This is a genomic window from Buttiauxella sp., assembly GCF_049686335.1.
Taxonomy (GTDB): Bacteria; Pseudomonadota; Gammaproteobacteria; order Enterobacterales; family Enterobacteriaceae; genus Buttiauxella.
In genome coordinates, this window is the sequence record NZ_JBAVHX010000010.1 from 446,953 (window position 1) to 469,815 (window position 22,863).

Genomic DNA, 22,863 nt, shown 5'->3' on the forward strand with positions numbered 1-22,863 from the left:
CGCATATTACTGAACGTATAACGCACTGTCTATTGGCGATGTGTCTGTGTAAAAAGGGTGTAAAATTGAGCCATTACCTTTGATTTATCTCCAGTTACCCCCATTACTTACCCCATAACAGTTTCGTACAGGTGCAACCAGGACGCATATGAACAGAATCAAGAATGAAATAAATGCCCTGATGAACCGTGGCGTGGACAGACATTTACGTCTTGCCGTCACCGGGTTAAGCCGCAGCGGCAAGACGGCATTTATCACCGCGATGGTGAATCAATTGCTGAGCGTACATAACGGCGCGCGTTTGCCGTTACTGAGCGCGGTGCGCGAAGAACGTCTGCTTGGCGTAAAACGCGTGCCGCAGCGTGATTTAGGTATCCAGCGTTTTACTTATGATGAAGGGCTGGCGCAGCTTTATGGCTCACCGCCGAGTTGGCCGACGCCGACGCGGGGTGTTAGCGAAATGCGTCTTGCGCTGCGTTATCGCTCGAACGATTCGCTGTTACGCCATTTCAAAGATACTTCGACCTTATATCTGGAGATTGTTGACTACCCAGGTGAATGGCTGCTGGATTTGCCGATGCTGGCGCAAAACTACCTGAGTTGGTCACGTCAAATGACGGGGCTATTGCAGGGCGATCGTGCGGAATGGTCAGCGCAATGGCGCAAATTATGCGAAGGATTGGATCCGCTTGCGCCCGCAGATGAAAACCGTCTTGCCGCGATTTCAGAAGCCTGGACGGACTATCTGTTGCGCTGTAAACGTGAAGGTTTGCACTTTATCCAGCCTGGCCGCTTTGTGTTACCCGGTGATATGGGGGGTGCGCCAGCGCTGCAATTTTTCCCGTGGCCAGATGTGGATGCCGTTGGGGAGTCGAAACTGGCTCAGGCCGATAAAACTACCAATATCGGCATGCTGCGTGCACGTTTTGATTACTACTGTGAAAAGGTAGTGAAGGGTTTTTATAAAAATCACTTCCTGCGTTTCGACCGGCAAATTGTCCTCGTGGATTGCCTGCAACCGCTCAATAGCGGCCCGCAAGCCTTCAACGATATGCGTCTGGCACTGACGCAACTGATGCAAAGTTTCCATTACGGCCAGCGCACCTTGTTCCGTCGCCTGTTTTCACCGGTTATCGACAAGCTGTTGTTCGCCGCGACCAAGGCTGACCACGTCACGGTAGATCAGCATGCCAATATGGTGGCGCTGCTTCAGCAACTGGTGCAGGACGCCTGGCAAAATGCCGCGTTCGAAGGTATCGACATGGACTGCATGGGACTGGCGTCGGTGCAGGCCACGCAAAGCGGGCTGGTTGATGTGAAAGGAGAACAAATTCCGGCGCTGCGCGGTAACCGTTTGAGTGATGGCGTACCGCTGACGGTTTATCCTGGCGAGGTTCCGGCTCGTTTACCTGGCAGCACCTTCTGGGAGAAACAAGGTTTTCAGTTTGAACAGTTCCGCCCGCAAGTCATGGATGTCGATCGGCCAATGCCGCACATTCGGATGGACGCGGCACTGGAGTTTTTAATTGGGGATAAATTGCGATGAACGAACCATTAAAACCGCGTGTCGATTTCGCGCAACCACTGGATGTGGATAAAGAACCGAGCTTTAAAGCAGCCCACGCTTTTAGCGAACCTGAAGCGGAAAAGTTTACTCCAGCCTTAAACTCGCTCGACGAAGTGGAAGACGAAGGTCAAGCCGAAGCGGTGATTGAAGCTGCATTACATCCGAAACGCAGCCTGTGGCGGCGTATGGTTCAGGTTGGGCTTGGGCTTTTTGGTGTCAGCGTGGTGGCGCAAGGTATTCAATGGACGCATAACGCCTATGTGACGCAAGACTGGATAGCACTCGGCGGGGGAATAGCGGGCGGATTGATCATCGCCGCCGGTGTCGGTTCGGTAGCCACTGAATGGCGACGTTTATGGCGCTTGCGCCAGCGAGCAGAAGAGCGCGACGAAGCCCGTGATTTGATGCATAGCCACGGAATGGGAAAAGGCCGGGCATTTTGTGAAAAACTGGCGCGTCAGGCCGGGCTTGATCAAGGCCATCCTGCACTGCAACGCTGGTATGCGGCAATCCACGAGACGCAAAACGATCGCGAAGTGGTTGAGCTGTACGCGCATCTGGTGCAGCCCGTTCTTGATAACCAGGCGCGGCGGGAGATTAGCCGTTCGGCTGCTGAGTCGACCTTAATGATTGCGGTCAGCCCACTGGCGCTGGTAGACATGGCGTTTATCGCCTGGCGAAACTTGCGTCTGATTAACCGCATCGCCACGTTGTACGGTATCGAACTGGGTTATTTCAGCCGCATCCGCTTGTTCCGTCTGGTGCTATTGAATATCGCTTTTGCGGGTGCCAGTGAACTGGTGCGTGAAGTCGGTATGGACTGGATTGGCCAGGATCTGGCGGCACGACTTTCCACGCGCGCAGCACAAGGCGTTGGCGCAGGACTCTTGACCGCACGTTTGGGTATCAAGGCGATGGAACTCTGCCGGCCGTTGCCGTGGATTGACGGTGATAAACCGCGACTCGGTGATTTCCGTAAACAACTGCTGGTTCAACTCAAAGATGCGATGAGTAAATCATCTGTTCAATCCAAATAAACTGGTGGATGTTGCTACACTAATGGCCTGCGGTGGTTTTTCGTAGGTCATATCAGTGTGACGACATCCAACATGACCTACGCCGCAATACTGCATATATCTGTCAACTTTTCCTGACACACCACATATGACTGGAGTATTATTGGCACACCCAATGACTCCGCTTATTGCAATTGAAGGACATCTCCATGCGTCTGGAAGTCTTTTGCGAGGACCGCCTTGGTCTGACCCGAGAATTACTTGATTTACTAGTGCTGCGTAGTATCGATTTGCGAGGTATCGAAATTGATCCAATTGGGCGAATTTACCTGAATTTTTCTACCCTCGATTTTGACACGTTCAGCAGCTTAATGGCTGAGATCCGCCGTATTCCTGGGGTGACGGACGTACGTACCGTGCCGTGGATGCCATCTGAACGTGAACACCGCGCGCTCAGTGCTTTACTTGAAGCGCTGCCAGAGCCTGTCCTTTCGCTGGATATGAAAAGCAAAGTTGAAATGGCGAACCCGGCAAGCTGCGCCCTGTTTGGGCAAAACGAAGACAAACTGCGAAACCATAACGCAGCAAGCCTGGTCAGCGGTTTTAACTTTATGCGCTGGCTTGAAAGTGAGCCGGTTGAGTCACATACCGAACATGTGGTGATTAACGGGCAGAATTTCCTGATGGAAATCACGCCGGTTCATCTGGATAACGAAAACGATGGCACGTCGCTGGTTGGTGCAGTCATGATGCTGCGTTCCACCGTGCGCATGGGTCGCCAGCTGCAAAATCTCTCTAATACCGATGTCAGTGCTTTCAGCCAGATTGTGGCTGTCAGCCCGAAAATGCGCCACGTGGTCGATCAGGCTCATAAACTGGCGATGCTCAACGCACCGCTGCTGATTGTGGGCGATACCGGCACCGGTAAAGATCTGCTGGCTCATGCCTGCCATCTGGGTAGCCCGCGTGCGCAAAAACCTTATCTGGCGCTCAATTGCGGTTCGATGCCAGATGACGTGGTTGAAAGCGAGCTGTTTGGTCATGCGCCAGGTGCCTATGCTAACGCCGTGGAAGGTAAAAAAGGCTTCTTCGAACAGGCGAACGGCGGTTCCGTTCTGCTGGATGAAATTGGCGAAATGTCACCGCGCATGCAGACCAAATTACTGCGTTTCCTCAATGATGGAACATTCCGTCGCGTGGGTGAAGAACATGAAGTGCATGTCGATGTGCGCGTGATTTGCGCCACACAGAAGAACCTGATTGAGATGGTGCAAAAAGGGGAGTTCCGCGAAGATCTCTATTATCGCCTGAACGTCCTGACACTGAATCTGCCGCCGCTGCGTGACAGGCCGCAAGACATCATGCCGTTGACTGAGCTGTTTGTGGCGCGATTCGCCGATGAGCAAGGGGTGCCGCGTCCTAAACTGGCTAATGATTTGAGCAATGTGCTCACGCGTTACGGCTGGCCGGGCAACGTGCGGCAGTTAAAAAATGCGATCTATCGCGCATTAACGCAGTTAGAAGGTTATGAACTTCGTCCACAAGACATTCTACTGCCTGATTTCGATACCGCGAGTTTGGTGGTGGGGGAAGAGGCGATGGAAGGTTCGCTGGATGATATTACCAGCCGCTTTGAGCGTTCAGTCTTAACACAGCTTTATCGCACTTATCCAAGTACACGTAAGCTGGCAAAACGTCTCGGCGTTTCGCATACCGCGATTGCGAATAAATTGCGTGAATATGGATTGAGCCAGAGAAAAACAGAAGAGTAATAACAATAATGCCCCCGGTTTTCGGGGGCATTCACACTTAAGCCTGAAGGGCTTCCAGTGCTGCGGCATAATCTGGCTCGTTAGTAATTTCATTTACTAACTGGCTGAATACCACTTCATTATTTTCATTCAGCACGACAACTGCACGGGCAGTCAGGCCTTTCAGTGCGCCTTCAGCAATACCCACGCCATATGCCTGCTGGAATTCCGGGTTACGCAGAGTAGACAGCGTAATCACGTTGCTCAGGCCTTCAGCGCCGCAGAAGCGAGACTGTGCAAATGGCAAATCGGCAGAAACACACAGAACAACAGTGTTATCCATCTCAGTAGCCAGTTGGTTGAATTTGCGCACGGAAGCGGCACATACGCCGGTATCGATGCTTGGGAAAATGTTCAGTACTTTACGTTTTCCATCGAACTGGCTCAGTGCAACATCAGAGAGATCTTTTGCTACCAGAGTAAAAGCTTCAGCTTTGTTGCCAGCTTGTGGGATCTGACCTGCAACCGCTACAGGGTTGCCCTGGAAATGAACGATTTGTGACATGTTTGATTTTCCTTTTTACATATAATTAACGCCGCGAACAGTGTATGTCAGTATTCCTCGTCTGAATATAAAAAACTGATACTGCAAGTGAAAGTGTTCTCTGGCTATACTCAGCCAATGACCTGGCGCACTGGAAAAACAATGAGAACAGTTAAGGTTTATCAAGAAGCATGGCCTCTACACACACCGTTCGTGATTTCTCGCGGCACCCGTAGCGAAGCTGTCGTTGTGGTGGTAGAGCTTGAAGAAGATGGTATTAAAGCCGTGGGCGAGTGCACGCCGTATCCGCGTTATGGCGAAAGCGTGGCGTCGGTACTCGCACAAATCACGACGATTATTCCCGAGCTCGAAAAGGCGTTAACGCGTGAGCAATTACAAGAACTGCTCCCGGCGGGTGCGGCGCGAAATGCCGTCGACAGCGCATTATGGGATTTAGCCGCCCGGCGCAGTCAGCGAACTCTGGCGTATACCGCCGGTGTTGAACTGCCAGAGTTAATCACCACTGCGCAGACCGTGAGTATTGCGGAGCCTGAGCAAATGGCGGTGGCAGCGAAATTATTGTGGGATAAGGGCGCGCGCTTGCTAAAGGTGAAAATTGATGATCGATTAATCACCGAGCGTATGGTGGCGATTCGTGCCGCAGTGCCGGAGGCGGTGCTAATTGTGGATGCTAACGAAGCGTGGCATAGCGATGGGCTGGCGGCGCGTTGCCAGCTGTTGGCCGATCTGAATGTGGCGATGCTTGAGCAACCTTTACCTGCCGGGCAGGACAGCACGCTGGCGAACTTTATCCATCCGTTGCCTATTTGTGCCGATGAAAGCTGCCACACCCGCGAAAGCCTGGTGGAGCTAAAAGGGCGTTATGACATGATCAATGTGAAACTGGATAAAACTGGCGGCTTAACGGAAGCGCTGGCACTCACGCAAGCGGCTCGTGAGCAAGGATTTGATGTGATGCTGGGCTGCATGTTGTGTACTTCGCGAGCGATAGCTGCCGCGTTACCGCTGGCAGCTAAGGTGCGTTTTGCTGATCTCGACGGGCCAACCTGGCTGGCAGTGGATGTCACTCCGGGTTTGCACTTCGAAACCGGCAAGCTTTATCCCTGATAACTTTACTTCCGCCAGTGTAAAAGACCCATCATGGCATGCAGATACCGCTCACTCGCTTCGTCAGCTGAGATGGGCGGGAATTCTGCGGTAATGCATGGCAAATCCAAATCTGCGCACCAGCTCCCAAAAGAACCCGGCGTTTCGTATCCCACACTGGTCACCAGCGGTAACTCAAACTCTTTGGCAAGCCATGCGCCCAGTGGGGAGTTATCGGGATCCTCAATACATCCCAATGGATCATGGAACGAGACAACCCATGCGGGTTGCAAACTATGAATCAACTGGCAAAGGGCGGCCGTTTCAGGCTCTGAGCCTGGTTTTTTGCCAGTGGACAACACCACATCACGTTCATCCGCGCTGCTGTTCCAGCGATAAACCGTCTCGCCTGATTTCCAGTTCGCCGCAGGGAAATTGCGATTTAAATCAACGCCGTTGGCATTGGCACGTAAACCAAGCTGACAACCATCCGGGTTCACCGCAAGGATCACATGGTGTCGGCGGTGTTCCGGCTCGAGTGTGCGTAACGCGCAGGACAGTGCGACCATCGCCGCATTTTCATCGCCATGGGTTCCTGCAATGATCAAACCGCTGCGCTGTTCGCTGGGTGTCGCCGGGAACCAGATAAGCGGGGCGCCAAAAACAGATTTCCCATAACGTTCGGAGCCGTGAGGCAAATGGCCGCGTTGTGACCGTGGACGGTGGCCTGACATAGTGTTCCTTAAAGCGCTTTGATTTTTATTGTTGATAGTAATAGCAGTGATTTAAAAAAAACTCATCTGAAACAATCTTATGTCAGCGCGGTGGTGAAATTCATCAGACTGATAACTGTGTTGTGGTGCAGAGATCGCCAAAATCTCGTTCTTAAACTAACGGTGTTACGGCTGAGAGGGGATTTTCATCACGTAATTTATTTTTGTTATTGGCAAAACAGTTGATTGCGCTACATTGTTTGTCTATCCCTGGCGCGAGCGTAGTGCTATCCCAATCAAAATTATTCATAAGGGTAAACAATGAAAAAGCGTTTTTTGACTACTTGCTGCGCGTTAGCTGCCGCCAGCCTTATTTCCCATTCCTGGGCCGCAGATGTTCCTGCCGGGACAAAACTTGCTGCAGACCAAAGTCTGGTGCGTCATATCAAAGATGAACCCGCTTCTCTGGATCCGGTAAAAGCCGTGGGTTTGCCAGAAATTCAGGTGATTCGCGATTTGTTTGAAGGTTTGGTTAATCAAAATGAAAAGGGGCAGTTAGAGCCTGGCGTGGCAACCAAATGGCAAAGCAATGACAACCGCACCTGGACGTTTACTTTACGTAATGACGCGCGTTGGTCAGATGGAACGCCGGTCACCGCACAAGATTTCGTTTATAGCTGGCAACGTTTGGTTGATCCGAAAAACACTTCGCCATTTGCCTGGTTTGCCGCACTGGCTGGCATCAACAATGCGCAGGCCATTATTGATGGGAAAATGCCCGCAGATAAGTTGGGCGTGACCGCAGTCGATGCCAGAACATTGCGCGTGCAATTAGATAAGCCGGTGCCTTACTTCCCCAATTTGACCGCCAACTTCTCGTTCTATCCAGTACCAAAAGCGGTGGTTGAGAAATTCGGTAACGACTGGACCAAACCGGGAAATCTGGTAGGGAATGGTGCGTACGCGTTGAAGGATCGCGTGGTGAACGAAAAACTGGTGGCGGTGCAGAACAAAAATTACTGGAATAACAGCAAGACGGTGATAACGGAAGTCACATTTGTTCCGATTAATCAGGAGTCGTCGGCGACAAAACGCTACCTGGCCGGGGATATCGATATCACCGAATCATTCCCGAAAAATCTCTATCAAAAACTGCTCAAAGACATTCCAGGCCAGGTTTATACCCCGCCGCAGTTAGGCACCTATTATTACGCGTTCAATACGCAGAAAGGGCCAACCGCGGATGCGCGCGTGCGCCTGGCGTTGAGCATGTCCATTGACCGCCACATCATGGCGGATAAAGTGTTGGGAACGGGTGAGAAACCCGCATGGCGCTTTACCCCTGATGTGACTGCCGGTTTTAAACCCGAGACATCTCCGTTTGAGCAGATGAGCCAGGAAGAGGCTAACGCCCAGGCGAAAACCTTGTTGCGAGCCGCCGGTTATGGCCCCAACAAACCGCTTAATCTGACGCTGCTGTATAACACCTCGGAAAACCATCAGAAGATTGCAATCGCAGTAGCATCGATGTGGAAGAAGAATCTGGGTGTGGATGTGAAGCTGCAAAACCAGGAGTGGAAAACCTATATCGACAGCCGTAATACCGGTAATTTCGATGTGATTCGCGCGTCGTGGGTCGGGGATTACAACGAACCGTCCACCTTCCTGTCGCTGTTAACTTCAACTCACAGCGGTAATATCTCGCGCTTCAACTCACCGGAATACGACAAAATTCTGCAGCAGGCAAGCCAGGAAACAACGGATGCCGCGCGTAATAAAGACTACAACCAGGCCGAGAAAATCATTCAGGATCAGGCACCGATCGCGCCGATTTATCAGTACACCAACGGTCGTTTAATCAAACCATGGTTGAAAGGTTATCCGATTAATAACCCGGAAGATGTCGCCTACAGCCGTACCATGTACATCGAAGCGCACTAATATCGAAACGCACTAATAGGAAAGAAGCCACGCTAATCCGCCCAAACAACAGGGCGGATTAGCGTGTGTAAAATGCTTATCAGGAAGGAGATGTAGCGTAGCCGCCGACAATAAACCAGGTGATGAAGACAATCGCGGCAACAATGATTGCAATAGGAAACAGAACACCAATCTTCATTTTTATCTCATTTGTCAGTTTGAAAAATTTGCCACTGATTGCGGCCCGCTTCTTTAGCTGAATACAGCGCGGCATCAGCCTGCGCGATAAATCGCGTTGCCGTGATCCCAGGCATCAAACTTGTGATGCCCAGGCTTAGGGTCACATAAGGTGCGACCGGCGACGCTGCGTGGTGTATTGCCAGCGCCTCGATGTTTTGCTGTATCCGTTTTGCCACTTCAATAGCCTGCTGCTCGTTGGCATCAGGCAGCAACATAATAAACTCTTCTCCGCCAAAACGCGCCGCCACATCCTGTGACGACCGGGTCGCTCCCTCAAGGCATTCTGCGATTTTCACCAGACATTCATCACCCGCCTGATGACCGTAATGATCGTTGTATTTTTTGAAGTAGTCGACATCCAGCATAATCATCGACACTGCCGTGTTGCACTGTTCGTGACGTTGTAACGCTTTATCCAGCAGCAAATGGAAAGCACGACGGTTGGCAAGCCCGGTCAGCGGGTCATGATTGGCCAGGTTCTGTAACTGTTTAATCAGCTCTCTATTTTCTTGCTCGCGATGAATAGCCAGCACAAACCAACCGCGTAAAATCCTGCGTCCGGATTCAAAGAGACTCGCCAGCAGTACGTAAAGCACCGCATTGAGCATCGTCAGTTCAGACGGATAAACAAAATTGCACACCAGAATCACCACCCAAATCGGCAGGGTGAAACTCAGCAGAACGCGACCGTCAAAATAGAGTGATATCAGCGCGGTGAAAATCAGTAATGCCGCGAAGGGAAAGACAATGCGCGAATCGCCACTGGCCAGCAGGATGTAAAAACAGCCGACCCATAATGCGCTGATGCACAGCAAGGTGCCGTGCAGGAATTTACTCAGCCATTCCGCCTGCTGGTCGTATGCCATACGCAAAATGAAAATACCGGACGATGCAATGGCGAGAATCAATCCCATGATTGTTTCAAGTTCTGGGAATGCCTGCGTAATACGAGCGATGGGCAGTACTGGTGTAAAATAGTGACGGCCTAAAATAAAAAGGCAGAACAATAGGTTAATCCATAGAAACCATGGGCCACTCACGGTTATCGCGCGGCTTCGCATGGTCTTAAGGCGAAAGTCTATTTCTGGGGTAGCCTTACGTCTTTCTTGCAATTCATTCTCCGTATGCCGCTATGGCATTACTGTATTTAACAAACCAACAGAAATGTAACATTTTTTATCCAGCAAATTCAGCGTGTTTGCCTATTTTTCCGAGTTACATAACAAAAGAACACGGCTAGACTGACAACAGAATTATGGTCGCACGTGGAGAAATGCTGTGGAAACCATCAAGGGAAATCAGTTAATTGTGCCGGATGCCGTATTTGCCTGGCAGTTGGATGGTAAAGGCGGTGTTGATGCCATCGAGGATAACGACACCATTGATGCTGAGCATCCTGCCTGGTTGCATCTGAATTATACCCATCGAGACAGTGCCAACTGGCTTGCGACAACGTCAGTCCTGCCCAATTATGCGCGTGATGCACTGGCGGGGGAAAGTTTACGCCCGCGTGTGTCGCGTGTAGGCGAGGGGACGCTCATTACGCTGCGCTGCATTAACGGCAGCACGGATGAACGCCCGGACCAACTTGTCGCCATGCGTTTGTATATCGATGAGCGGCTGATTGTCTCAACCCGTCAGCGCCAGGTGCTGGCTCTGGATGATGTGGTCAACGATCTTAAAGAAGGCGCAGGCCCAACCGACAGCGGTTCGTGGCTGGTGGATGTGTGTGATGCGTTGACCGATCATGCCAGTGAGTTTATCGAACAGCTGCACGATAAAATCATCGACCTTGAGGATAACCTGCTGGACCAGCAAATCCCGCCGCGTGGTTATCTCGCATTATTGCGTAAGCAACTCATCGTGATGCGCCGTTATATGGCACCACAGCGTGACGTTTATGCGCGGCTTGCCAGCGAACGTTTACCGTGGATGACCGACGATCATCGCCGCCGTATGCAGGATATTTCTGACCGGTTAGGGCGCGGGCTGGATGAGATCGATGCCTGTATCGCCCGAACCGCCGTGATGACCGATGAAATCGCGCAGGTGATGCAAGAAGCAATGGGGCGTCGCACTTATACCATGTCATTGATGGCGATGGTCTTTTTGCCCAGCACATTTTTGACCGGGTTATTTGGCGTGAATTTAGGCGGTATCCCAGGCGGCGGCTGGCATTTTGGTTTCAGTATGTTCTGCATCATGTTGGTGGTTCTTATAGGCGGTGTTGCCTGGTGGTTACATCGTAGTAAATGGTTGTAAAATTTCATATTTCATGCAGTGTCAGGAGTAAAAAAGGCGGCGATAATTGAGCGAGGTCAATAAATGGAACGTCGGTTCAAGGCAATATCTCTCTCGCAGGTGAATGCAACGTCAAGCGATGGGCGTTGCGCTCCATATTGTCTTACTTCCTTTTTTAGAATTACTGCATAGCACAATTGATTCGTACGAGCCGACTATAAGTCGGCTTTTTTTTGTCTGCAATTTGGACGATGACGGGTCTATGCTTAAAGAACATGTTCAAGGGAGTATTACAGGAGGCATTAATGACTGTATATCGACGCGTAATGATGAGTGATCCGTTTCCGAGCGAACCGGCACCCGTTCCAGACCCGATTCCAAGACCGCAACCGCTTCCCGACCCGGTAGACCCCGATCCAAAACCGATTATTGATCCACCGCCGTTCAGGTAGGTGATTCCCTCTCTCAATGTCTGAGAGAGGGATGCGAAGATTATTTGATTTCGAGAATATCGAGGCGTTGCAAAGGCGCTTCGTTGTCATCTTCTTCTGGCTGCCAGCCTGCAGGCTGCATGGGCAACTCTTCACGGTCAAAGGCTAAATCACCGCCATCTACAACTTCTGCACCGTGTTTAATGCCAGCGAAATCAAACAGTTCGGTATCGCACATGTGCGAAGGCACCACGTTTTGCATCGCGCTGAACATGGTTTCGATGCGGCCAGGATAGCGCTTATCCCAGTCACGCAGCATATCGCCAATCACCTGACGTTGCAGGTTCGGCTGCGATCCACACAAGTTACACGGAATAATTGGGTATTCGCGCGCAGTAGCAAAACGCTCAATGTCTTTTTCGCGGCAATAAGCCAGCGGACGAATCACGATATGCTTGCCGTCATCGCTCATCAGTTTTGGTGGCATGCCTTTCATCTTGCCGCCATAGAACATGTTGAGGAACAGCGTCTGGAGGATATCGTCGCGGTGATGACCCAGTGCGATTTTCGTCGCGCCAAGCTCTGTCGCTGTGCGATAAAGAATGCCACGGCGTAAACGAGAGCACAGAGAACAGGTGGTTTTGCCCTCAGGGATCTTATCTTTCACAATGCTGTAGGTATTTTCTTCGACGATTTTGTACTCAACGCCAATGCTTTCCAGATATTGCGGCAGAATATGCTCTGGGAACCCCGGTTGTTTCTGATCGAGGTTAACCGCAACCAGGCTGAAGTTGATTGGCGCGCTCTGCTGCAAATTGCGCAGAATTTCCAGCATGGTGTAGCTGTCTTTGCCGCCAGAAAGGCAGACCATGATGCGGTCGCCTTCTTCAATCATATTGTAATCAGCAATCGCTTCACCCACGTTACGACGCAGGCGCTTCTGTAATTTATTGAGGTTGTATTGCTCTTTCTTGGTAACTTCTTGTGTGTCTTGCATTTAATTGGCACTCTAACTCTAAAAGGGGCACCACAGGGGCATGGCCAGCAACGTTGGTGAGGCGTGTATGGTACGGATTGCGGCGACGAATGTCAGCACGAATTGCAGTAAAAGCCGTTTCAAATGAGTCGGCACATCATCCGCAGCACGGTTTTCCTTACCCCTTCATTTGGGAACTTCAGTCAGCCGCTTAAATTTTATCAAGGAAAGTGGAAAGGTGTACTGGAAGATCGCAGGTATCAATAAGCAGCATTAGCCATACGAGCAGCAGAATAACCAGAGTGACGCTGGCTAATTTGAATGCCCATATTTTTGAGAATCGAGTTGTCACGCAAATCGGATAATTGTCTGGCGGTGTCATTCTGGACGGCTATTTTTAATTTGTTGATCGTAGTAAATGAAATGCCGGTGAATGACACCGGCAACATGACTTATTTAGAGCAGTACACGCGTGCGTCACGTGGGGTATAAATACCAAAAGTCACAAAACTCAGAAGACCATCGGTAAAGGTCTGTTGAACTTCGGTACGAACCACTTTATCAGCACCACCGCACACCGCTGCCGCATCAACCGTTTTAGCCTGGCCAATTCCGCTGACAAAGAAGTGATGCGTCGTGATTTGTTTTGGAGTTTCAGCAATATCTTTGTTAACTGAAAAGGTTTGCTGTGCACAACCTGATAACGCCACTGCTGCTACAACTGCCATCATTAACTTTTTCATAACAACCCTATTTATTATATGTGAACTGCGCGTAGCTTCGCACTGTAATAAAAGATTGTGAAGTCCTGACCGTGTGTATATGAGAATTTTCGCGCACTCGTTTCACTACCGTTTAGCAGCGGTTACTCGCTATATAATGAAAATATCGGCTGCAGGTTTCCACTGGCTATCAAAAAATGGCATCAGCGACGCCGGACGATAAATTTGCATGCCCCATTGGCCTTTACTGTCCTGAACAGGTAACGGGTCAGGATGGTTAATTCGGGAAATGGCTGAATGATGGATGGCCAGATCAGCCGATGCAGGTCGTTTAAACTTACGCACTCCAAGTGGATACTTAATCTTGTACCACTCGCAATGGATTTGCCCACAGAAGTCAGACACCCAGTTGGCAGGCTGGATTTTTAAACCCAGATTAACCAGCTCATCCCGCAGCCATAAATACGCACCATTGGATAAACCATTACCATTATTCACGTTGCTATAACCACCACCGACATCAGCATGAATACCGGGGAATAGCACCTGGACGATATTCTTTCTTTGATCCCAATAGGTCGGGGTAAAGTCCCGCCGCATTTCATCAATGGCTAATGCCTGTCTGCCATATTTCACGTGTTCGCCGAGGCGGGTATCAGTAAAACGATAAACGTCAACGCGCTCATCATTCATATATCTGGGGATACCTAAAGCCCCAACGGTTTCCCAGACAGCCACAGCTTCTACGGGAACAAAATAGAGCATCTTCTTAGGATCGATTTTATCGTGCAGAAAGTAGGGCGCATCACGAATGATTTTATTCAACAAACTGCTATCCACATCAGAATGTTCCCGATAGCTTCTCCATACGGCAGTGCCAAGTCGATAGGCTTCCTGTTTATCATTGCTCAGGTCGTATTGTGTGGCATCCAGCAGTCCACATTTACCAATCATGCCCGCAAGCGCTCGCACCGTATACGCGCCGCGGCTAAAACCAATCAGATAGATCTTGTCTCCTTTTTGGTAATTTCTGCTGATAAAGGTATAACCGCGCACGATACGTTCAACCATGCCTGCGCCGAAAACGCCACCCAGTATTTTTTCTAGCCAGTTATTAGAGTCACCGACCCCATGCAGATATTTACTCACCTGATAAACATCGCCAGATTTTGTTTTGGCGATTTTTTCCTGCTCATTACGTAGAAACATATCAGGTTCATCTGCTGCTCCATCAAGCTCCGAAAATAACCGCAAAACATTCGTCCTGTCAGGAATGTTATCGCCGTTGTCATCATTTCCTGGCCCGTTCCAGGTACCATCTGCGCAAAAGACAATATTCTTGCTCATATCAGGCCTCATTTAGATAGGGATAATCAGTGGCAGGCTTAGCAAATAAAACGCCAGCAGCGTTACAACCTCAAATCTGCTAACATGCGCGCCAGACGCTGTCTGACAGCCCATTAATTGAGAGTATAATTGTGACATCTTTTTCTACCCTAAACGTTCTGCCTGCAGAACAACTCGCCAACCTCACCGAACTTGGTTATCACACCATGACGCCTGTTCAGGCGGCTGCATTACCCGCGATTCTGGCTGGGAAAGATGTCCGTGCACAGGCAAAAACCGGCAGCGGTAAAACGGCGGCTTTTGGTCTGGGTTTGCTGCAACACATTGATGCAAGCCAGTTTATTACTCAATCTTTAGTGTTGTGTCCTACTCGTGAGTTGGCCGACCAGGTGGCTAAAGAATTACGCCGTCTTGCGCGTTATATGCCAAATATCAAAGTGTTGACGCTTTGTGGCGGCCAACCGTTTGGTGCACAGCGCGACTCATTGCAACATGCTCCGCATGTGATTGTGGCAACGCCAGGCCGTTTGCTCGATCACCTGAAAAAAGAGACAGTGAAATTAGATGCCCTGCAAACGCTGGTGCTGGATGAAGCCGACCGTATGCTGGACATGGGTTTTGCCGATGCCATTGATGAAGTCATCAGCCATGCGCCGCAAGACCGCCAGACCTTACTGTTCTCTGCAACGTGGCCTACAGCGATTGCCTCCATTAGTTCTCGTGTGCAGCGCACGCCGGAGACTATCGAAATTGACTCAGTAGACGAATTGCCATCTGTTGAGCAGCAGTTTTATGAAATCTCACGCAGCGGCAAAATCAGCCTGTTGCAAAAATTACTCAGCAAGCATCAGCCTGCATCTTGCGTGGTGTTCTGTAATACCAAAAAAGATTGCCAGGCCGTTTGCGATGCGTTGACTGAAAGCAACCAAAGTGTGCTGGCGCTACACGGCGATATGGAACAGCGAGACCGCGACCAGACGCTGGTGCGTTTCGCCAACGGCAGCAGCCGTGTGCTGGTGGCGACCGATGTTGCAGCGCGAGGGCTGGATATTAAAGCGCTGGAAATGGTCATTAACTATGAGTTGTCATGGGATCCGGAAGTTCACGTTCACCGCATCGGTCGTACCGCGCGTGCGGGTGAAAGCGGTCTGGCGATTAGCCTGTGTGCTCCAGAAGAAGCACAACGTGCCAGCGTGTTAGCTGAAATGCTGAATTTGTCTTTGAACTGGCAACCCGCGCCAACGGGCGGCAGCATCAAACCGCTTGAAGCCACTATGGCTACGCTGTGCATCGACGGTGGCAAGAAAGCGAAAATGCGTCCGGGCGATATTCTTGGTGCATTGACCGGCGATATGGGGCTGGATGGGGCGGACATCGGCAAGATTGATGTTCATCCAATGCATGTTTATGTTGCGGTGCGTGAGTCTGTGGCGCGTCATGCCTGGAAACAATTACAGCAGGGTAAAATCAAAGGCAAATCAGTCAAAGTGCGTTTGCTGAAGTAATCCTGTAACCCTCTCCCTGGCACTGCAAAGTCCAGGGAGAGGGATATCATCACTCCCTGGCGACGGCGTCCAAAACCCGCACCAACTGAGTCACAAAGCCATATTCGTTATCGTACCAGGCCACGGTTTTAACCAACTGCAAATCACCAACTTCCGTCACTTCTGTTTGAGTCGCATCGAATACTGAGCCGAAATTGGTACCGACGATATCAGACGAAACAATTTCTTCATCGGTATATCCGAATGATTCACTGCCTTCGGTCGCTTTTTTCAGTGCGGCATTAATCTCATCGACCGTCACTTTTTTATCCAGAATCGAAACTAACTCAGTCACTGAACCTGTCAGGGTCGGCACTCGTTGCGCATGTCCTTTGAGTTTTCCCTGTAATTCTGGGATAACCAGCCCAATGGCTTTTGCTGCACCGGTGGTATGAGGAATGATGTTTTGCGCGGCGGCGCGAGAAGCACGCAAATCTTTGCCACGCGGACCATCGACCAATGATTGCGTGCCGGTATAAGCGTGAATCGTGGTCATGGTGCCAAGTTTAATACCGAAGTTGTCATGCAGAGCTTTCGCCATCGGGGCCAGACAGTTAGTGGTGCAGGACGCGACGGAGAGTATTTTATCGTCAGGCGTAATGGTGTTGCAGTTAACATTGAAAACAATGGTTTTCATATCGCCAGCGGGAGCAGAAATTAATACTTTTTTCGCGCCAGCCTCCAGATGTGCACTGGCTTTTTCTTCCGATGTGTAGAAGCCGGTACATTCAACGACTATCTCAACGCCATCTTTCCCCCAGGGAATATTTTTGGCGTCTTTCTCGGCGTACACCGCAATTTTCTTGCCGTTAACCACCAGCGAATCATCGGTGTAATCCACCGTGCCATCGAAGTTTCGATAGCTGGAGTCATGCTTAAGCAGATAGGCCAGAACTTGTGGCGAGGTAAGATCATTGATTGCAACGATCTCCACCTCACTGTTAGTTTCCAGCACGCGGCGCAATACCAGCCGACCAATACGACCGAAACCATTAATACCGATTTTATTCATGACCAGAACCTCATCTCTAACCGTTGGAAGATGCTTAAATCTTAATCAACAGTAGTGATAGTTCAGAATTGAGGGTGTCGCAAACCGGTGTCGTTGAGGTAAATGATAATGAATTCCATCAGATGTTAATGATTTTTAGAGGAATTGCGGCTATCCTGGAAAAATCATTGTGACAAAGCAGGACACTCAAATGCGTAGCAAATACACAGCGTTACAGATAACGCTTCATTGGCTGGTTTTTTTACTGGTAGTGGGGGCGTATTGCGCGATGGAATTGAAAGGTTTTGCACCGCGTTCTTATCGGCCGATCTTTAACGCCACCCACGTCACTTGCGGGATTAGCGTATTCTTTTTAATGATTGCGCGTCTGTTGGTGCGTATTAAATACCGCGCGCCGGCGATAACACCGAAGCCGCACCCGGCCATAACTGGAATGTCGCATTTGGTCCACACCATCATCTATTTGATGTTTATTATTCTGCCAATCCTCGGTTTCTTAACCGTGTATTTCAAAGGTAGCAACTGGTCAGTGTTGGGTATTCCGATGCCACATGCCATTGAACCTGACGAGGATATGGAATTCACCATCAAAAGCTACCACATGCTTATCGCTAATATTGGTTACTTCGTCATCGGCATTCATGCTTTTGCGGCACTTTTCCATCATTATGTGTGGAAAGACAACACCTTGTTGCGCATGATGCCGGGTAAAAAAGACTGAGTCTTCTTTATACAAGATACCCCACCCAAACAGTGGGGTATTTTTTATTGATATTCGGCAAACCCTCGGTCGGATTCTGTTTGACCCACATATTCAAAAGGCAGCAGCTTGAGTATTAGCTCATCATAATGCCAGCCTTGCGCATCCCGGGTGAGGGTGTGTCCGGGAACGAGGCAAACATCAGTTACGCATCGCACGACAGCATATTTACCATCATCGAACGCAACCCTGTGAATACAAACATTTGGAGTGGCTGAGCACAGGCATCTCACTTCCAGAATCGATCCTGCTTTTCTCTTCTCTGTATGCTTTTTCATCTTGCCCCCTTGCGGGAAGAATGAGTCAACAATTGATACTGAAATCCAGTCGCAGTAACGTTTAGGATCGCCTTACCGTCCATTATGATTAGACTGCTGCAACACCAGGTAGTTCGTTTTTTGAACAGTCCGCAGGTGTGGGATTCGTTTCCCAGAGGTTATTTCTTTCTTAGCCTTACAACAGTGCTTAGATAAAGAGGGAGGATGAGTATTTGAATCTTTCTTGAAATCCTGAACTCAATGATAAAAGGCATTAAAGCTTTACGTAATTGCATTTGATCCTGAAGTGAAAAAATGGCCTGCCTATTCTTAATCAGCATGTATTTTATTAAGTTAAATACTCTTTGAACCGTTGGGAAAAGTATGGCTTTTGTTTCAGGGCTCTCTTTTGCCAGAAGAGATAATTGGGTTGCAACATACACCAAATCAGAAAGATCGTTTTGTCTAAAGGTCTGGGTGATACTTTTTTTATGAAAACGATACCAGATAAGTGGTTTGTTGATGCCAAAAATGCATTTACTTTTCAAATACAAAGCAGGGACAGTGCTCATGTCCTCATACAATCGGCCAACTGGGAATTCAATGCCATTAGCAAGGAATAACGACTTCTTATAAACCCTTGCCCATGGATACCATTTACAGCGTTGAAATGCAGGTTTCAATTGTTCAGAGGCAAAGATTTGTTCTTTATCTTTATAAACAGCACAGTCAATGTGCTCGACGATATTCGAAATATCATTTTCAAACTGGTCAGCATTAAACTCGATAATATCAATCGAAGAATCATTTAGCAGGGGAGGGATTTGAGACCAAAAGTCCCGGTGATATAAATCATCGGAATCGAGGAATGAAATATATTCTCCAGTGGCTATGCTTAATCCTTTGTTTCTGGCAGCAGATAACCCCGCATTGTCTTGATTGATAATGATGAGATTTGTTTCAGGAAAGCGTTGCGTGGTGTCTGTTATAATTTCGCTGCTGTTATCCGTTGATCCATCATTGACAATAATGATCTGCACATCACTTTTGGCATTTGGGAGGACAGATTCCAGGCATTGTTCAATAAACTCAGCAGCATTGTAGCAAGGAATAATTATGCTTAATTTCATCCAATTTCGAAGCTCGTTTTTTGTTCGGGTTTTTTGGAGTATTGCGACATTTTAGCACTTCCCCATACGCTATGTATCGGTGGCTGTGTTCTGCCGTTCAACTCAAACTGGATTTAACCTAAATTTTTATGTTATAAAACCACAGTTTTAGTATGTTTATTTTGTTATAGGGAGAGTGGATGAACTGGTTGATGTACATGGGATGTTGGTGGAGCATAACGGCAACAGAAATTAAAAATACATTTGAACTCATTGCATTTGGTCACAGTTCAAGAATGAGAATTACAAAGGATGTGCTCAGAATTGTCATGCGAAAATACTGGGGTTTGAGTGTTGTAGTTGCTTGAAAAAATTCCATATTTTACTGATTTTGCTAGACTTACCTTTATTGAGTTATGACTTCCTGGAAAACCATGTGAAGAAAATCAATTTCTGGTATGGATATAAAAAGCCGTTGCTAATCATCATTGCCGCCACTTTATCGCTAACGCTAACGGGTTGTATAAATCATAGCCAAAGCCCTGCATCAACAAGAGGCATAAATAGTGTCTCAACTCCTTCGTCATCAGATAAAACACAGTTAAATGCTAATATTTCTAATTACGCTTATGAAATTAAGCGCGCGATAGAAGATAAATTTGACGACCCCGCTTCATATCGTGGGAAAGCCTGTTCACTTCGAATCAACCTCGCTCCAGACGGCGCCTTGATGAGTGTCAAAGCCGAAGGCGGTGATCCAGCCCTTTGCGAGGCAGCAATAGCCGCCACTAAAGTCGCTCATATCCCTGCGCCACCTAATATCGAAGTCTATGAAGTCTTCCAACATGCAGCGATTGATTTCCAACTCTAAAAATTAAAAACTGAATAACGTAGCCTCGGCATTTGCCGGGGCTTTTTTAATTCTCCATCAATATAACTCACTTATTTAAAACTGGTTTCTAAGGCCTGTCATGCGTACTTTTTTAATAAGCGCCGGCACAAATACTCTATGCTTTTCTGTGAGCATTTCCCTCACTCGAAAATCAGTGTACCATACCCCCCTATAGTATACGGAGGCCGCTATGCCACATTCACCTGAAGACAAAAAACGTATTCTGACTCGCGTGCGGCGGATACGCGGGCAGACGGAAGCGATAGAGCGCGCGCTGGAAAATGGCGATCCTTGTATCGCCATCTTGCAACAGATTGCTGCTGTGCGCGGCGCGGCTAATGGCCTGATGGGCGAAATGTTGGAAATCCATCTTAAAGACGAACTGGTCGCCGGAGAGACATCCGAGGATCAGCGGGCTGTGCGCATGGCAGAAGTCGGCCATTTAATCCGCTCTTACCTAAAATAAAACTCACATTCACCTGACGACGGAAAAAGAATATGAAATCACGTGCTGCTGTAGCATTCGGTCCGGGCAAACCTCTGGAAATCGTTGAAATTGATGTCGCACCGCCACAAAAAGGCGAAGTGCTGGTCAAGATTACCCATACCGGTGTTTGCCACACCGACGCATTCACGTTATCGGGTGACGATCCTGAAGGCGTTTTCCCGGCGGTATTGGGGCATGAAGGCGGTGGGATTGTTGTGGAAGTCGGTGAGGGCGTCACCAGCCTGAAACCAGGCGATCACGTCATTCCTTTGTACACTGCAGAATGTCGCGAGTGTAAATTCTGTAAATCGGGCAAAACCAACCTCTGTCAGGCTGTGCGTGCCACCCAGGGTAAAGGTTTGATGCCAGATGGCACCACGCGTTTCTCTTACAACGGCGAGCCGATTTACCACTACATGGGCACCAGTACTTTCAGTGAATACACCGTCGTTGCGGAAATTTCACTGGCGAAAGTGAACGAACAAGCGCCATTAGACAAAGTTTGTCTGCTGGGTTGCGGCGTGACCACCGGTATTGGTGCGGTTCACAACACCGCGAAAGTGAAAGAGGGTGATACCGTGGCAGTGTTTGGCCTCGGTGGAATCGGGCTTGCGGTCATTCAGGGTGCGGTACAGGCAAAAGCCGGACGTATTCTGGCAATCGACACCAACCCTGAAAAATTCAAACTGGCCACTGAAATGGGTGCCACTGACTGCATCAACCCTAAAGATCATGAAAAGCCGATTCAGGATGTGATTGTTGAGATGACTGACGGCGGTGTCGATTACAGCTTTGAATGTATCGGTAACGTGAATGTGATGCGATCTGCCCTGGAATGCTGCCATAAAGGCTGGGGTGAAAGCGTCATCATCGGTGTTGCGGGCGCAGGCCAGGAAATCAAAACTCGTCCATTCCAGCTGGTGACCGGTCGCGTATGGCGTGGTTCAGCGTTTGGTGGGGTGAAAGGGCGCACACAGTTACCCGGCATGGTAGAGGACGCGATGGCAGGTAAAATCAACCTCGATCCGTTTATCACCCACCGTATGCCGCTTGAACAAATCAACGAAGCGTTCGATTTAATGCACGAAGGCAAATCGATTCGTACAGTGATCCACTTTGGCGAGAAGTAACCGTTAAGGGCTCACCGCCAGACCGAGCCTCGCTGATTGCTCTAAACGGAGACAATCGGCGAGGTTTTTATCTCTGCAAAAGCGGCGCTGTTTCTCGCATCTGACGAATCTGCTTTTATGGTCGGCAGCGAGTTGTTAATGGATGGAGGCATCAGAAATCTATAATCAAACTGTGCTTTGCATCGTTAAATCTGAAAGGTGCCCGGGCGACGTTGTTTAACGTGGTAATGGTGCTCACGAACATCGGCGGCAGAATCTTCAGCGGCCTGACGTATTTCATCGCTATCGGCCTGATGGCGTAACAGCATATCCGCGCTTTTGACGACCAAATACAGATGGCCATGAGTTTGTGCTGCCGTCTGCCCTGAGAACAACGCCGCGCCGATCAGTAACAAAATCATCCCCAACTTTGACCGCAATTGCTTAACCATAACCATCTACCTCGTTAACTTTATCGCCTAAAGGTATAGGTGATTTCGATCGGTTACTATTCAACTTTTAGAAAAAAAGCAAAAGTATTGTCAGCAATGTAAAAGATCTATTGGTTAACTTTTAGTTTACGGTTGGTTGATTTATGACATGCGATGCTGCAACCCTTTTGCCCATGAAAAGGGCGCAACATCGGTATGAAAAGGAAGGGTTAGTGGGCGACTGATTTTGAGAAAAGATTAATGACTAACACGCCCAAAATGATTAGCGCCATACCTGCAATCGCAGGCCAGTCGAGTTTCTGCCCGAGGAATATCCAGCCCACTGCACCAATCAACACGATGCCGGCCCCGGACCAAATCGCATAAATGATCCCGGTAGGAATGGTACGCATAGTGATGGATAAACAATAAAACGCGACACCATAGAACAGAATGGTAATAACACTTGGCCATAAACGGCTAAAACCTTCCGATAGTTTCAGTGAGGTGGTTGCAATCACCTCGGCAATAATTGCCACAATAAGCCACATATAAGTCATGCCTGTTTCTCCCACAGATATTCAGCTCGCCAATGTAAAGATCAACGCCATTTCAGGCAAGAAAAGCTAATCCCGATCACAAAAAATTCTCATTTTCATTAACTCGATTAATCTGCCGTAACATTTG

The 22,863-nt window shown here is 49.0% G+C and carries 25 protein-coding genes and 1 pseudogene; 14 read left to right on the top strand and 12 right to left on the bottom strand.

Features of this window, described 5'->3' with window-relative positions; all coding sequences use genetic code 11:
• Nucleotides 1–148 precede the first annotated feature (148 nt).
• The 3 genes from WBL83_RS10910 to tyrR all read left to right on the top strand — a co-directional run bounded on the left by WBL83_RS10910 (nucleotide 149) and on the right by tyrR (nucleotide 4,355).
• Entirely contained in the window at nucleotides 149–1,546 is a 1,398-nt protein-coding gene (locus WBL83_RS10910; RefSeq protein WP_424589158.1) for a YcjX family protein, read from the top strand.
• Nucleotides 1,543–2,604, top strand: coding sequence for a TIGR01620 family protein (locus WBL83_RS10915; RefSeq protein WP_424589159.1), 1,062 nt, complete (start codon nucleotides 1,543–1,545; stop codon nucleotides 2,602–2,604). Before WBL83_RS10910 ends, WBL83_RS10915 begins: the two co-directional genes overlap by 4 nt.
• A 188-nt stretch (nucleotides 2,605–2,792) precedes the next feature.
• The gene (gene tyrR / locus WBL83_RS10920) at nucleotides 2,793–4,355 is read left to right on the top strand and encodes a transcriptional regulator TyrR (protein ID WP_424589160.1); all 1,563 of its coding nucleotides are present in this window, start codon (nucleotides 2,793–2,795) and stop codon (nucleotides 4,353–4,355) included.
• Between the two features lie 37 nt (nucleotides 4,356–4,392).
• Here the strand turns inward: tyrR and tpx are convergent, their stop codons facing one another.
• Nucleotides 4,393–4,899 carry a thiol peroxidase gene (tpx, locus tag WBL83_RS10925; RefSeq protein ID WP_424589161.1) on the bottom strand — a complete coding sequence of 169 codons (507 nt, stop codon included), beginning with the start codon at nucleotides 4,897–4,899 and terminating at the stop codon, nucleotides 4,393–4,395.
• 141 nt (nucleotides 4,900–5,040) lie between these two features.
• Here tpx and ycjG point away from each other — a divergent pair, with 141 nt between their 5' ends.
• Nucleotides 5,041–6,006: an L-Ala-D/L-Glu epimerase gene (ycjG, locus tag WBL83_RS10930; RefSeq protein ID WP_424589162.1), complete on the top strand. Its 966-nt coding sequence runs from the start codon at nucleotides 5,041–5,043 to the stop codon at nucleotides 6,004–6,006.
• A gap of 5 nt (nucleotides 6,007–6,011) precedes the next feature.
• Here the strand turns inward: ycjG and mpaA are convergent, their stop codons facing one another.
• Nucleotides 6,012–6,719: a murein tripeptide amidase MpaA gene (mpaA, locus tag WBL83_RS10935; protein ID WP_424589163.1), complete on the bottom strand. Its 708-nt coding sequence runs from the start codon at nucleotides 6,717–6,719 to the stop codon at nucleotides 6,012–6,014.
• A gap of 300 nt (nucleotides 6,720–7,019) precedes the next feature.
• Between mpaA and WBL83_RS10940 the strand changes: the two genes are divergently transcribed.
• The gene (locus WBL83_RS10940; RefSeq protein WP_424589164.1) at nucleotides 7,020–8,639 is read left to right on the top strand and encodes a peptide ABC transporter substrate-binding protein; all 1,620 of its coding nucleotides are present in this window, start codon (nucleotides 7,020–7,022) and stop codon (nucleotides 8,637–8,639) included.
• A 79-nt stretch (nucleotides 8,640–8,718) separates the two neighbouring features.
• Here WBL83_RS10940 and WBL83_RS10945 read toward each other — a convergent pair whose 3' ends face one another.
• Nucleotides 8,719–8,892, bottom strand: coding sequence for a YoaK family small membrane protein (locus WBL83_RS10945; RefSeq protein ID WP_424589165.1), 174 nt, complete (start codon nucleotides 8,890–8,892; stop codon nucleotides 8,719–8,721).
• Nucleotides 8,825–9,919 (bottom strand): GGDEF domain-containing protein, encoded by a 1,095-nt coding sequence (locus WBL83_RS10950; protein WP_424589373.1) that lies wholly within the window; start codon nucleotides 9,917–9,919, stop codon nucleotides 8,825–8,827. The genes WBL83_RS10945 and WBL83_RS10950 overlap by 68 nt, the downstream gene beginning before the upstream one ends.
• 217 nt (nucleotides 9,920–10,136) lie before the next feature.
• Here WBL83_RS10950 and zntB point away from each other — a divergent pair, with 217 nt between their 5' ends.
• Together zntB and WBL83_RS10960 are read left to right on the top strand one after the other, a co-directional pair.
• Complete coding sequence (gene zntB, locus WBL83_RS10955; protein WP_424589166.1) at nucleotides 10,137–11,120, top strand: zinc transporter ZntB; 984 nt, start codon at nucleotides 10,137–10,139, stop codon at nucleotides 11,118–11,120.
• 284 nt (nucleotides 11,121–11,404) lie between these two features.
• Nucleotides 11,405–11,551 (top strand): hypothetical protein, encoded by a 147-nt coding sequence (locus WBL83_RS10960; RefSeq protein ID WP_424589167.1) that lies wholly within the window; start codon nucleotides 11,405–11,407, stop codon nucleotides 11,549–11,551.
• A 40-nt stretch (nucleotides 11,552–11,591) separates the two neighbouring features.
• Here the strand turns inward: WBL83_RS10960 and ttcA are convergent, their stop codons facing one another.
• The 3 genes from ttcA to WBL83_RS10975 form a co-directional block, all read right to left on the bottom strand.
• The gene (ttcA, locus tag WBL83_RS10965) at nucleotides 11,592–12,527 is read right to left on the bottom strand and encodes a tRNA 2-thiocytidine(32) synthetase TtcA (RefSeq protein ID WP_424589168.1); all 936 of its coding nucleotides are present in this window, start codon (nucleotides 12,525–12,527) and stop codon (nucleotides 11,592–11,594) included.
• A 431-nt stretch (nucleotides 12,528–12,958) separates the two neighbouring features.
• Nucleotides 12,959–13,249 carry a Bor family protein gene (locus WBL83_RS10970; RefSeq protein ID WP_424589169.1) on the bottom strand — a complete coding sequence of 97 codons (291 nt, stop codon included), beginning with the start codon at nucleotides 13,247–13,249 and terminating at the stop codon, nucleotides 12,959–12,961.
• Nucleotides 13,250–13,378: 129 nt separating this feature from the next.
• Nucleotides 13,379–14,575 carry a DUF2235 domain-containing protein gene (locus WBL83_RS10975; RefSeq protein ID WP_424589170.1) on the bottom strand — a complete coding sequence of 399 codons (1,197 nt, stop codon included), beginning with the start codon at nucleotides 14,573–14,575 and terminating at the stop codon, nucleotides 13,379–13,381.
• Nucleotides 14,576–14,706: 131 nt separating this feature from the next.
• Between WBL83_RS10975 and dbpA the strand changes: the two genes are divergently transcribed.
• Nucleotides 14,707–16,080: an ATP-dependent RNA helicase DbpA gene (gene dbpA / locus WBL83_RS10980; protein WP_424589171.1), complete on the top strand. Its 1,374-nt coding sequence runs from the start codon at nucleotides 14,707–14,709 to the stop codon at nucleotides 16,078–16,080.
• A gap of 49 nt (nucleotides 16,081–16,129) precedes the next feature.
• On the opposite strand, the gene gap is transcribed toward dbpA, so the two are convergent.
• On the bottom strand, nucleotides 16,130–17,131 hold the full coding sequence (gene gap, locus WBL83_RS10985) for a type I glyceraldehyde-3-phosphate dehydrogenase (protein WP_424589172.1): 1,002 nt from the start codon (nucleotides 17,129–17,131) through the stop codon (nucleotides 16,130–16,132).
• 190 nt (nucleotides 17,132–17,321) lie between these two features.
• Between gap and cybB the strand changes: the two genes are divergently transcribed.
• Nucleotides 17,322–17,852, top strand: a complete 531-nt coding sequence (gene cybB / locus WBL83_RS10990; RefSeq protein WP_424589173.1) for a cytochrome b561 — start codon at nucleotides 17,322–17,324, stop codon at nucleotides 17,850–17,852.
• 44 nt (nucleotides 17,853–17,896) lie between these two features.
• On the opposite strand, the gene WBL83_RS10995 is transcribed toward cybB, so the two are convergent.
• Both WBL83_RS10995 and WBL83_RS11000 read right to left on the bottom strand, forming a co-directional pair.
• On the bottom strand, nucleotides 17,897–18,169 hold the full coding sequence (locus WBL83_RS10995) for a hypothetical protein (RefSeq protein WP_424589174.1): 273 nt from the start codon (nucleotides 18,167–18,169) through the stop codon (nucleotides 17,897–17,899).
• Between the two features lie 158 nt (nucleotides 18,170–18,327).
• Nucleotides 18,328–19,278 carry a glycosyltransferase gene (locus tag WBL83_RS11000; RefSeq protein ID WP_424589175.1) on the bottom strand — a complete coding sequence of 317 codons (951 nt, stop codon included), beginning with the start codon at nucleotides 19,276–19,278 and terminating at the stop codon, nucleotides 18,328–18,330.
• 179 nt (nucleotides 19,279–19,457) lie between these two features.
• Here WBL83_RS11000 and WBL83_RS11005 point away from each other — a divergent pair, with 179 nt between their 5' ends.
• The 5 genes and pseudogenes from WBL83_RS11005 to WBL83_RS11025 all read left to right on the top strand — a co-directional run.
• Nucleotides 19,458–19,625 carry a hypothetical protein gene (locus tag WBL83_RS11005; protein WP_424589176.1) on the top strand — a complete coding sequence of 56 codons (168 nt, stop codon included), beginning with the start codon at nucleotides 19,458–19,460 and terminating at the stop codon, nucleotides 19,623–19,625.
• Between the two features lie 68 nt (nucleotides 19,626–19,693).
• Nucleotides 19,694–20,128: a cell envelope integrity protein TolA gene (gene tolA, locus WBL83_RS11010; protein ID WP_424589177.1), complete on the top strand. Its 435-nt coding sequence runs from the start codon at nucleotides 19,694–19,696 to the stop codon at nucleotides 20,126–20,128.
• Between the two features lie 211 nt (nucleotides 20,129–20,339).
• Complete coding sequence (locus tag WBL83_RS11015; protein WP_424589178.1) at nucleotides 20,340–20,615, top strand: metal/formaldehyde-sensitive transcriptional repressor; 276 nt, start codon at nucleotides 20,340–20,342, stop codon at nucleotides 20,613–20,615.
• A gap of 32 nt (nucleotides 20,616–20,647) precedes the next feature.
• The gene (locus tag WBL83_RS11020; RefSeq protein ID WP_424589179.1) at nucleotides 20,648–21,766 is read left to right on the top strand and encodes an S-(hydroxymethyl)glutathione dehydrogenase/class III alcohol dehydrogenase; all 1,119 of its coding nucleotides are present in this window, start codon (nucleotides 20,648–20,650) and stop codon (nucleotides 21,764–21,766) included.
• Nucleotides 21,767–21,841: 75 nt separating this feature from the next.
• Nucleotides 21,842–21,931, top strand: a pseudogene (locus tag WBL83_RS11025) (short-chain dehydrogenase); the annotation flags it as partial.
• A 20-nt stretch (nucleotides 21,932–21,951) separates the two neighbouring features.
• Here the strand turns inward: WBL83_RS11025 and WBL83_RS11030 are convergent.
• Both WBL83_RS11030 and WBL83_RS11035 read right to left on the bottom strand, forming a co-directional pair.
• The gene (locus tag WBL83_RS11030) at nucleotides 21,952–22,197 is read right to left on the bottom strand and encodes a DUF2554 family protein (RefSeq protein WP_424589180.1); all 246 of its coding nucleotides are present in this window, start codon (nucleotides 22,195–22,197) and stop codon (nucleotides 21,952–21,954) included.
• 209 nt (nucleotides 22,198–22,406) lie between these two features.
• Nucleotides 22,407–22,736 carry an SMR family transporter gene (locus tag WBL83_RS11035; RefSeq protein ID WP_424589181.1) on the bottom strand — a complete coding sequence of 110 codons (330 nt, stop codon included), beginning with the start codon at nucleotides 22,734–22,736 and terminating at the stop codon, nucleotides 22,407–22,409.
• Nucleotides 22,737–22,863 lie beyond the last annotated feature (127 nt).

What these genes read in the sequence shown, in the direction of transcription:
- WBL83_RS10910 (WP_424589158.1), top strand. Translation starts at nt 149, where the DNA reads ATGAACAGAATCAAGAATGAAATAAATGCCCTGATGAACCGTGGCGTG.
- WBL83_RS10915 (WP_424589159.1), top strand. Translation starts at nt 1,543, where the DNA reads ATGAACGAACCATTAAAACCGCGTGTCGATTTCGCGCAACCACTGGAT.
- tyrR (WP_424589160.1), top strand. Translation starts at nt 2,793, where the DNA reads ATGCGTCTGGAAGTCTTTTGCGAGGACCGCCTTGGTCTGACCCGAGAA.
- tpx (WP_424589161.1), bottom strand. Translation starts at nt 4,899, where the DNA reads ATGTCACAAATCGTTCATTTCCAGGGCAACCCTGTAGCGGTTGCAGGT.
- ycjG (WP_424589162.1), top strand. Translation starts at nt 5,041, where the DNA reads ATGAGAACAGTTAAGGTTTATCAAGAAGCATGGCCTCTACACACACCG.
- mpaA (WP_424589163.1), bottom strand. Translation starts at nt 6,719, where the DNA reads ATGTCAGGCCACCGTCCACGGTCACAACGCGGCCATTTGCCTCACGGC.
- WBL83_RS10940 (WP_424589164.1), top strand. Translation starts at nt 7,020, where the DNA reads ATGAAAAAGCGTTTTTTGACTACTTGCTGCGCGTTAGCTGCCGCCAGC.
- WBL83_RS10945 (WP_424589165.1), bottom strand. Translation starts at nt 8,892, where the DNA reads ATGCCGCGCTGTATTCAGCTAAAGAAGCGGGCCGCAATCAGTGGCAAA.
- WBL83_RS10950 (WP_424589373.1), bottom strand. Translation starts at nt 9,919, where the DNA reads ATGCGAAGCCGCGCGATAACCGTGAGTGGCCCATGGTTTCTATGGATT.
- WBL83_RS10960 (WP_424589167.1), top strand. Translation starts at nt 11,405, where the DNA reads ATGACTGTATATCGACGCGTAATGATGAGTGATCCGTTTCCGAGCGAA.
- ttcA (WP_424589168.1), bottom strand. Translation starts at nt 12,527, where the DNA reads ATGCAAGACACACAAGAAGTTACCAAGAAAGAGCAATACAACCTCAAT.
- WBL83_RS10970 (WP_424589169.1), bottom strand. Translation starts at nt 13,249, where the DNA reads ATGAAAAAGTTAATGATGGCAGTTGTAGCAGCAGTGGCGTTATCAGGT.
- WBL83_RS10975 (WP_424589170.1), bottom strand. Translation starts at nt 14,575, where the DNA reads ATGAGCAAGAATATTGTCTTTTGCGCAGATGGTACCTGGAACGGGCCA.
- gap (WP_424589172.1), bottom strand. Translation starts at nt 17,131, where the DNA reads ATGAATAAAATCGGTATTAATGGTTTCGGTCGTATTGGTCGGCTGGTA.
- cybB (WP_424589173.1), top strand. Translation starts at nt 17,322, where the DNA reads ATGCGTAGCAAATACACAGCGTTACAGATAACGCTTCATTGGCTGGTT.
- WBL83_RS10995 (WP_424589174.1), bottom strand. Translation starts at nt 18,169, where the DNA reads ATGAAAAAGCATACAGAGAAGAGAAAAGCAGGATCGATTCTGGAAGTG.
- WBL83_RS11000 (WP_424589175.1), bottom strand. Translation starts at nt 19,278, where the DNA reads ATGAAATTAAGCATAATTATTCCTTGCTACAATGCTGCTGAGTTTATT.
- WBL83_RS11005 (WP_424589176.1), top strand. Translation starts at nt 19,458, where the DNA reads ATGAACTGGTTGATGTACATGGGATGTTGGTGGAGCATAACGGCAACA.
- WBL83_RS11015 (WP_424589178.1), top strand. Translation starts at nt 20,340, where the DNA reads ATGCCACATTCACCTGAAGACAAAAAACGTATTCTGACTCGCGTGCGG.
- WBL83_RS11020 (WP_424589179.1), top strand. Translation starts at nt 20,648, where the DNA reads ATGAAATCACGTGCTGCTGTAGCATTCGGTCCGGGCAAACCTCTGGAA.
- WBL83_RS11030 (WP_424589180.1), bottom strand. Translation starts at nt 22,197, where the DNA reads ATGGTTAAGCAATTGCGGTCAAAGTTGGGGATGATTTTGTTACTGATC.
- WBL83_RS11035 (WP_424589181.1), bottom strand. Translation starts at nt 22,736, where the DNA reads ATGACTTATATGTGGCTTATTGTGGCAATTATTGCCGAGGTGATTGCA.